The following is an 8,891-nucleotide window of genomic DNA, read 5'->3' on the forward strand; positions in this document are numbered from 1 at the left end:
TTTATTAGCAGTTTTTTGCTGTTTATAAGTGATATTTTAAAAGTAACGTTTTAAACGTACTGTCTTATGTTCAAGCATAAAAAACACCGCTTAAGTCTGAGACCTAAGCGGTGTTTTTATTTTGCCTAACTGGGTTCAAAAGTCTTTATAAGTAAAGAAAATTAAGCCCAATTGTTTGCTGTATTAGCACATGACTCAATTACAATGAGGCGATTGCTGCATTGAATAACGTGCTTGGACGCATCGCTTGTTCAGCCAATGCTTCGTCTGCCAAGTAGTAACCTTTCAGGTCCACAGGCTTGCCTTGAGCTTCATTTAGCTCCTTGACGATAGCAGCTTCGTTGCTCTCAAGTTTTTCTGCCAGCGGTGCAAATTTTGCTTTAAGATCAGCATCTTTATCTTGTGCCGCAAGCTCTTGTGCCCAGTACATCGCCAGATAGAAATGACTACCACGATTATCGATTTCACCTGTTTTACGTGAAGGACCTTTGTTGTTTAACAACAGTTTTTCTGTCGCCGTATCTAGCGTATCCGCCAAGATTTGCGCTTTAGCATTGTTATCGTGACTGGCCAAATGCTCCAAAGACACGGTCAAGGCTAAGAACTCACCCAATGAATCCCAACGTAAATGGTTTTCCTCTAACAACTGTTGAACGTGCTTAGGTGCAGAACCACCAGCGCCCGTTTCAAACAAACCGCCGCCTTTCATGAGTGGTACGACTGACAGCATTTTTGCACTTGTGCCAAGCTCTAGGATTGGGAACAAGTCAGTCAAGTAATCACGTAAAATATTACCGGTCGCAGAGATAGTATCCAGACCACGGGCAACGCGCTCTAGCGTATAACGCATCGCACGAACCTGTGACATGATTTCAATATGCAGGCCTGTAGTATCATGATCTTTTAAGTAAGTTTGAACTTTTTTGATCAGCTCGTTTTCGTGCGGACGGTAAGGGTCTAGCCAAAAGATAACTGGTGTATCTGATTCGCGGGCACGGCGTACCGCAAGTTTTACCCAATCTTGGATAGGCTCATCTTTAACCTGACACATGCGCCAAATATCGCCGTTTTCAACCTGCTGCTCAAGCAATACCTCATCAGTATCTTCATCGACAATACGAGCCAATCCTGAACCACTCGCCTCAAAAGTCTTGTCATGCGAGCCATACTCTTCGGCTTTTTGCGCCATCAAACCAACGTTAGGAACCGTACCCATCGTCGTTGGATCAAAATTGCCATGCCATTTACAGAAGTTAATCATTTCTTGATAGATACGAGCAAAAGTAGACTCAGGCATGACCGCCTTACAGTCATACATTTTGCCATCAGCGCCCCACATTTTACCGCCTGAGCGAATCATCGCTGGCATAGAAGCATCAACAATCACATCACTTGGTGAATGGAAGTTGGTGATGCCTTTTGATGAATCAACCATCGCTAGCCGTGGACGATGCACTTGGCAAGCATGTAAATCGCGTTCGATTTCTTCACGCTTACTGGCTGGTAGCTCAGCGATTTTTTCGTACAAACTTGCCATGCCGTTATTGACGTTGATACCTAGCTCGTCAAAGAAAGCGCCATGCTTATTAAATGCATCTTTATAATAAGTTTTGACCGCATGACCAAACACGATAGGATGCGATACTTTCATCATAGTGGCTTTTACGTGCAGTGAAAACAAGATACCAGCTTCACGGCAATCTTCCATTTCGCGCTCATAAAACTCAAGTAATGATTTTTTGCTCATAAACATCAAGTCGATGACTTCTTTATCCAGCAAGGCAATGCCTGTTTTGAAGACATGAATAGTGCCATCTTCAGCGACACGTTCCATACGTACGCTACGTGCTTTATCCAAAGTGATAGATTGCTCACCAGCATAGAAATCGCCACTGTGCATGTGCGACACGTGGGTCTGTGACCATTGCTTCCATTCACCCATAGAGTGTGGATGCTTGCGTGCATAGTTTTTAACCGCTTTTGGTGCACGGCGATCTGAGTTGCCTTCACGTAATACTGGGTTGACAGAACTGCCCAAGCTTTTGCCGTAACGCTTACGGATCTCTTCTTCTTCTTCTGTCTTAGGATCATCTGGAAAATCAGGAATAGCGTAGCCTTTGCTTTGCAATTCTTTGATACAAGCTTTTAGCTGTCCAACAGAAGCACTGATATTAGGTAGTTTAATGATATTGGTGTCTGGATCTTGAGTCAGACGACCCAGCTCAGCCAGATTATCAGGAACGCGCTGCTCTTCCGTTAAGTACTCTGGGAACTCAGCTAACACACGGGCAGCAACAGAGATATCACTGGTTTCAACTTCGATGCCTGCTGTTTGAGTAAAAGCTTTTACAATTGGCAAAAATGATAAGGTTGCTAGCGCTGGTGCTTCGTCAGTTTTTGTATAAATAATTTTAGACATTAGTTGGGCATTCCTTTTAGTTGTAATTAATAATAAGGCTCAAATATAAGTTAATAATTCCATACAGCTCTGATGTAATAATGGATCATGCAACGATACTAAATAATGTGTCGCGAGCTTTTTGTACACAGTTTCTTGGAGACCATCGAGTCTGCTTAGAATTTTTCTTCGTTAAGCGGCAGTTTGACTGTCTTGTCTGAACGACCTGCTCATATGAATGACTTAAAAATAGAGTGCGGACGCTACATCATAGTTAACTGATTATAAATCTGATACGATGTCAATATCGCATAATGAACTAAGTGTAGTGTTTTCGGTTGTTTCTAATATGTCTTAATTACATTAAGCTGTTAAGAGCCTTATTCTACCAGTCATCGATAAAAATTTCATCCTTTCTATACAAACACTGCCTGCTAATATTCGTCATAAAACGATGAATAATACAATCACTATTCAAAAAACTGCCAGTCATATCATAGATATGAGTCGTGACTAAGTGATTCTTACTCTTCTGTCAGAAATGAGCTGACAAACCAAATCATCTATGTTTTTAGAGATGACTGTATTGGGATAGCTTTTATTATCGAGAGTGCATTGTTATCTATTTTATCCATAATATCTGAAAATGATGAGAGCATAATTGTGACAGAGTTTGAGTAGAATTTTGCTAGGCTAGTCATATACGAAACAAGGTATAAAAAACTACGCCCATATAAAAATAAATAGTGAGTATTATGAGTTTACAATATGCATTACTCAATGACAGTAGCTGGCAGAGTCAAACAGACTGGCAAACCCCCGATACCCCTTTTATGTCGTTTGCTTTTTGGCAAGCGTTAGCTGACACTGGCGCGATTGGTGAGCAGGCAGGCTGGTTGCCGATATTTGTGTTGGTACATCGTGTCGCAGATAGTCAAAGCGACAGCTCGATAGACCACGCTGATCATAGTGAAAACCATAGCGAAAACCATTCTGCGATTAACGAAGCTGCGCAAACAGTCACGCATCCTGTGGCAGTGTTGCCAGTATTCCTAAAAGGTCATCATCGTGGCGAATTTGTGTTTGACCATTCATGGGCAGAAGCCTACGCGCGTTATGGGGTGGATTATTATCCAAGGCTGGTTACTAGCGTGCCCTATACACCGATTACGGGTCAGCGGCTTTGGTTGGCAACAGGCGAGACGTTAACCTCCGATATTATAAAGACAGCTATCGCAGGCGTCGATGATATTGCTCAGCAAGTAGGCGCCTCAAGCTGGCATGGATTATTCATTACGCCTGAGCTGGCAAAGATTGCGACGGCATCTATGCCTACTGATATTGATATAGCGCATTTGCTCGCCGCTCAAGATAATGGTTTAGAATCAACCGCAATTGACGTGCCGATACTGGAACGTCAAGGCTGTCAGTTCTTATGGCAAAATAAGGACTTGCTACAAAACTGCCAACCGTTTGCTGATTTTGAAGCATTCTTAGCGACGCTAAAAGCCAAAAAACGCAAAACCATCCGTGCTGAGCGTCGTAAGGTCGCCGAGCAAGGCATCATCTGCCAACGTAAATGCGGTGATGCTATTACTGATGAGGACTGGAAAGCGTTTTATCATTGTTATGTGATGACGTATGCAGTACGTGGACAACAGCCTTATTTGACGATAGATTTTTTTATGGCACTGGCAGCGACTATGTCTGAGCACTTAATGCTCGCACAAGCGTTAGATGCCTCTGGAGAAATTATCGCCAGTAGCTTGTTTTTATACGATGATCGCCATAGCGAAAATGCCACTCTTTATGGTCGCTATTGGGGAGCACTGGGTGAGTACGACAGCTTACACTTTGAGCTGTGTTATTATCAAGGTATTGAGTTTGCCATCGAGCAAAGGCTTAAGTATTTTGATCCGGGTACGCAAGGGGAGCATAAGCTGGTTCGTGGTTTTATTCCAACGACGACACACTCTATCCACCGTATTTATGACCCACGTTTTGTGCCAGCTATCGCCAATTTTTGCGCCCAAGACCGTGAGCATATGGCGCAGTATCGTCAGCAAGCGTTTGAGGCATTGCCCTTTAATGTGGATAATATGCCAGCCTTTGATACCAATCAATAGGCTTTGCTTAATACGCCTAACGCTCGCTTTCTTTTTTATTATTATGTCACTATTAGCCGTTAACTATGTCCAGTACTCCTTTTATTTGTCTTACCCATTTGTCTCCTCCTAGTGAGCTACTCTCGTGGCTCAATGTCGCAGGCTCTCTCACGGCGGTGTTGGAAGTGAAAGCAGGGCAGCCCTTGCGCGTGGAGCGTAGCTTTGAGGGCTATCGATTGCTGTCACTGGCACAAAAAAAACAATTGAATGTCACAGGTGCCATGCTGAATCGTCCCATGCTAGCATGGGTGCGTGAAGCGCAACTATATGGCAATGACGAGCATCCGTGGGTGGCCGCGCAAAGTATCTTTCCGTTACCCAGTCTCAAAGGTCACGCCCGCCGTCTACAGCAGCTTAAAGGTACACCCATCGGTTATGTGTTATTTAAACGCAGCCGGACTTTACCCAATCAGCGTTTTATCCAGCAGACTGCTGAAGGTTGGCAACGGCAAACACGTTATGATTGGTATGGTCGCCAGCTGCTGATCAGCGAAACTTTTTTGCCAGCATTTGTCGCTACTGACAGTTAAATATCATTAAGTAGCCAGTCAATAGATAAAAGTCGCTACTAATATGTTGACCAACAACAGGCTGGGAGCAGGATGATAGCGGTAAACCATTTATTTTATTGGCTATTTATCTGCGTTATATCACCATTTAATTCACTCAGCTTACAGTGAGGTTTTTTTGCGCTCACCGTACAAATTTTCATGTTACACTTAATGTTTAGCGATGATTTTGATGCCAACGCGTATCGAGTTTATTGCCGAATTGGACAAGTTAATGACAGGCCTATTGCCTCTGCTTACTCCTACTTATCTTTGCTAATAGACTCAATTCACAATAATGGTCATACCATAAAACTGAGCGTAAAAGTACCGCTGGTACTTTGAGCGACGTTGACACAGTAATTGTTTTATTGTGGGCAGCCTATAAGCTTCTTTTCAACGACATTTTTCAATGACAGTCACTACCTAGGACATCACTATGTTTAAAGATATTTCTATCAAAGATTTTGATCCAGTACTTGCTGAAGCGATGGCTGCAGAAAGCGTTCGTCAAGAAAACCATATCGAATTGATTGCGTCTGAAAACTACTGTTCGCAAGCAGTGATGGAAGCGCAAGGCACAGATCTAACCAACAAATACGCTGAAGGTTATCCTGGCAAGCGTTACTATGGTGGTTGTGAGCATGTAGACGTTGTAGAGCAATTGGCGATTGATCGTGCAAAAGAGTTGTTCGGTGCTGAGTACGTCAACGTCCAGCCACATTCTGGTAGTCAAGCAAACTCTGCCGTATTTTTAGCGTTACTTGAAGCAAATGACACCGTACTAGGCATGAGCTTAGACGCAGGTGGTCACTTGACTCATGGCGCACACATTAACTTTTCAGGTCTGAACTACAATGCCGTACAGTACGGCTTGGTCGAAGGCACTGGTCTTATCGATTATGACCAAGTTGAAAGTTTGGCAAAAGAGCATAAGCCTAAAATGATTATTGCTGGTTTTTCAGCGTATTCACAGGTAGTCGATTGGGCACGTTTCCGTGAAATCGCTGATGAAGTTGGCGCTTATTTGCTAGTAGATATGGCGCACGTTGCTGGTCTAGTTGCTGGTGGTGTTTATCCAAACCCAGTACCGTTCGCTGATGTGGTTACAACGACAACACACAAAACCCTACGTGGCCCACGTTCAGGCATGATTTTGGCGCGTGATGAAGTACTTGCTAAAAAGCTGAATTCTGCCGTATTCCCAGGTAATCAAGGTGGCCCGTTGATGCATGTCATCGCGGCAAAAGCGGTTTGCTTTAAAGAAGCGTTAGAAGCTAACTTTTCTACTTATCAACAGCAAGTGGTTAAAAACGCTAAAGCGATGGCAAAAGTGGTTCAAGACCGTGGCTATGAAATCATATCTGGCGGTACGGAAAACCATCTCATGCTGATCAGCCTCGTTAAGCAAGAAATGACGGGTAAAGAAGCGGACAAATGGCTTGGCGATGCGCATATTACTGTGAATAAAAACGCCGTACCAAATGATCCAAAATCGCCGTTCGTGACGTCTGGCATCCGTATCGGCACGCCAGCAATCACTACTCGTGGCTTCAACGAAGCGCAAGCGGGTGATTTGGCAGGTTGGATTTGTGATGTACTAGATAGCCGCGGTGATGAAGCGGTCGCTACTGAAGTACGCGGTAAAGTAGAAGCTATCTGCAAAGAGTTACCAGTTTACGAAAAAAATCAGTAAGCCGTTTCTCTCTGTTTTAGCCAGCGCTTATTAAGTGTTGTATAAAGTAAAAAACCGCTTAGCTTTTGCTAGGCGGTTTTTATTTTTTTAATAAAAGGATAATTTGATGATGCTACGAATTCATGCTCTTTACCATGTTGATTTTGAAGAGCTCAGCCATATCAGGCAGTGGGTAGATAATCGAGGCCATAGTATTACGGTCACACGTTTTCATAAAAATGAGCCATTACCCGCGCAAGACAGTTTTGATTGGTTAGTCGTTATGGGTGGACCAATGAGCATTCATGATGAAAGTGACTTTCAGTGGCTAGCTGATGAAAAATCTTTCATTCAGCAAAGTATTAATGACGGAAAAACCGTGATTGGTGTTTGTTTGGGTGCACAACTGATTGCAGATAGCTTGGGGGCGAAAGTTGCGCCATCAGGCATAAAAGAGGTTGGCTGGCTGCCCATTCAATTGACCGAACAGGGGCTTGCACATCCGCTGCTAGCAGATTTGCCAAAGAATGAATTCACTGTATTTCATTGGCATGGCGATGGTTTTGAGTGTCCCAAAGGCGCGATGCCAATTGCAACGTCACATACTTGGGCCAATCAAGGTTTTGTTTATCAAACATCAAAGCATAAAGAATTAGGTACGTGGGTGCTTGGTTGGCAATGTCATTTTGAAGTGACTAACAAGAGTATGGTAGATATGGTGTCGCATGGACAGACGTATATACAAGAAGCGATGATTGATCATCCTGACTCTGTGCAAGCGGCTGATGAGATCCTAGCACTAGGGGACACGTATATTGCAGATAACAATGCATGGCTCTCGACCATACTAGATAAACTAGCTAGCTAGATAATTCAGTGAAACGCGATTAATAATCTGTAGCAGGTGAAAATTCAGTATAAAGAAAAGCGCTAAAATGACAGATGAGCAAACCAGTCAAGACTGTGGGTTTTACTTAACTTACATAATACTCGCTATTGATTACTTAACCTGCGACCTATCTTTTATTCAATCTCATTGAACTGAAGAAAGAACCATTTAGCTTCTGCTAGGTGGTTCTTATTTTTAATAACAGATAAGGAGAATACGATGCCTATTTCTACATCTATGTCATTTTTTTTGTAGTGTTCGTGAGGAAAATTTAGCAAGTATGTTCAATGGTAGTATTACACTTGATGAGCTAAGAGAAAATCGTGACAACCAATACTTGGATGTGAAACAAGCATCTTTTGAACACTATACGGAAGAATTGATTGAGCTGTTGGGAGAGGGGCATTACGCCTTGTGCGATCTGTTATTTTTGACAGACAACAGCACGCCTCTGCATGATCAGCATGACGGGCTATTATATGATATGGCAGTCGTACCTAAGATTATCAAAGCGTTTGCCGCGACAGATTTAAAAAAATTGGTACACGACATCGGTTACTACGAAGCAGAGAGCCAAGAAGGTTTGAATACATTTCTTGAGAATTTAAATCATGTTCATAAGTTATTTGAGTTTGCAGAAGAGAACAAGCTCAATGTGATTGGGTTTACGCTTTAGTATATAAAAATTTGCGTTAAGTATTTGTTACTTGAAGTACTTTAAAACTTGAGCGTCTTAGTTTGATGTGAAAAACCGCTCAGCTGAATGGCTAGGCGGTTTTTTTGTGTCGTAGAAAATAGTAGCTAATCCTTCTTCAGCGCATGACTGTCTTCTAATATGCCCATAAATCTCTCATATAACCAAGGCTCAGCATCATCGATGGCTTGGTTATATATTTTAGAGCCGATCAAGTCCACCATAAAATCGAATAAGAACTTGGCAGGCAAATTACCGATATCCAAATCAAACTCTTCGCTCATATAATCTCTCAAATTATCTAACAGCGCTTCTTCCTCTTCCTTCGATAACTTGATAAGTTTGTCTTTACTCATATTATTCTCTCAATACTAGGTAATGATCTAGCTTAGTTCAATCATACCTTTATAGGAAGGTTGAATAATCAGGTGTAATGGACAAAATTCATGCTGGCGTAGGGTCTAACGCTATATACTGTCTATATTTGCAAGGAATCAACGCCATGAATCAAAAAACTGCCCT

7 protein-coding genes are annotated in these 8,891 nt (G+C 42.5%); 5 read left to right on the top strand and 2 right to left on the bottom strand.

Annotated features, from left to right (window positions below):
• Positions 1-199: 199 nt before the first annotated feature.
• Positions 200-2,419, bottom strand: coding sequence for an NADP-dependent isocitrate dehydrogenase (locus C8D84_RS11885; protein ID WP_109592386.1), 2,220 nt, complete (start codon positions 2,417-2,419; stop codon positions 200-202).
• 734 nt (positions 2,420-3,153) lie between these two features.
• Here C8D84_RS11885 and C8D84_RS11890 point away from each other — a divergent pair.
• The 5 genes from C8D84_RS11890 to C8D84_RS11910 all read left to right on the top strand — a co-directional run bounded on the left by C8D84_RS11890 (position 3,154) and on the right by C8D84_RS11910 (position 8,351).
• Positions 3,154-4,524: a GNAT family N-acetyltransferase gene (locus C8D84_RS11890; RefSeq protein ID WP_109592388.1), complete on the top strand. Its 1,371-nt coding sequence runs from the start codon at positions 3,154-3,156 to the stop codon at positions 4,522-4,524.
• 65 nt (positions 4,525-4,589) lie between these two features.
• Positions 4,590-5,093 (top strand): chorismate--pyruvate lyase family protein, encoded by a 504-nt coding sequence (locus C8D84_RS11895; RefSeq protein WP_109592390.1) that lies wholly within the window; start codon positions 4,590-4,592, stop codon positions 5,091-5,093.
• Between the two features lie 457 nt (positions 5,094-5,550).
• Entirely contained in the window at positions 5,551-6,807 is a 1,257-nt protein-coding gene (gene glyA, locus C8D84_RS11900; protein WP_109592392.1) for a serine hydroxymethyltransferase, read from the top strand.
• A 106-nt stretch (positions 6,808-6,913) separates the two neighbouring features.
• On the top strand, positions 6,914-7,654 hold the full coding sequence (locus C8D84_RS11905) for a type 1 glutamine amidotransferase (RefSeq protein ID WP_109592394.1): 741 nt from the start codon (positions 6,914-6,916) through the stop codon (positions 7,652-7,654).
• 301 nt (positions 7,655-7,955) lie between these two features.
• Positions 7,956-8,351 carry a hypothetical protein gene (locus C8D84_RS11910; RefSeq protein ID WP_109592396.1) on the top strand — a complete coding sequence of 132 codons (396 nt, stop codon included), beginning with the start codon at positions 7,956-7,958 and terminating at the stop codon, positions 8,349-8,351.
• A 125-nt stretch (positions 8,352-8,476) separates the two neighbouring features.
• Here the strand turns inward: C8D84_RS11910 and C8D84_RS11915 are convergent, their stop codons facing one another.
• Positions 8,477-8,725 carry a DUF2164 domain-containing protein gene (locus C8D84_RS11915; protein ID WP_055123463.1) on the bottom strand — a complete coding sequence of 83 codons (249 nt, stop codon included), beginning with the start codon at positions 8,723-8,725 and terminating at the stop codon, positions 8,477-8,479.
• Between the last annotated feature and the right edge of the window lie 166 nt (positions 8,726-8,891).

The organism is Psychrobacter immobilis, assembly GCF_003148585.1.
Lineage (GTDB): Bacteria > Pseudomonadota > Gammaproteobacteria > Pseudomonadales > Moraxellaceae > Psychrobacter > Psychrobacter immobilis.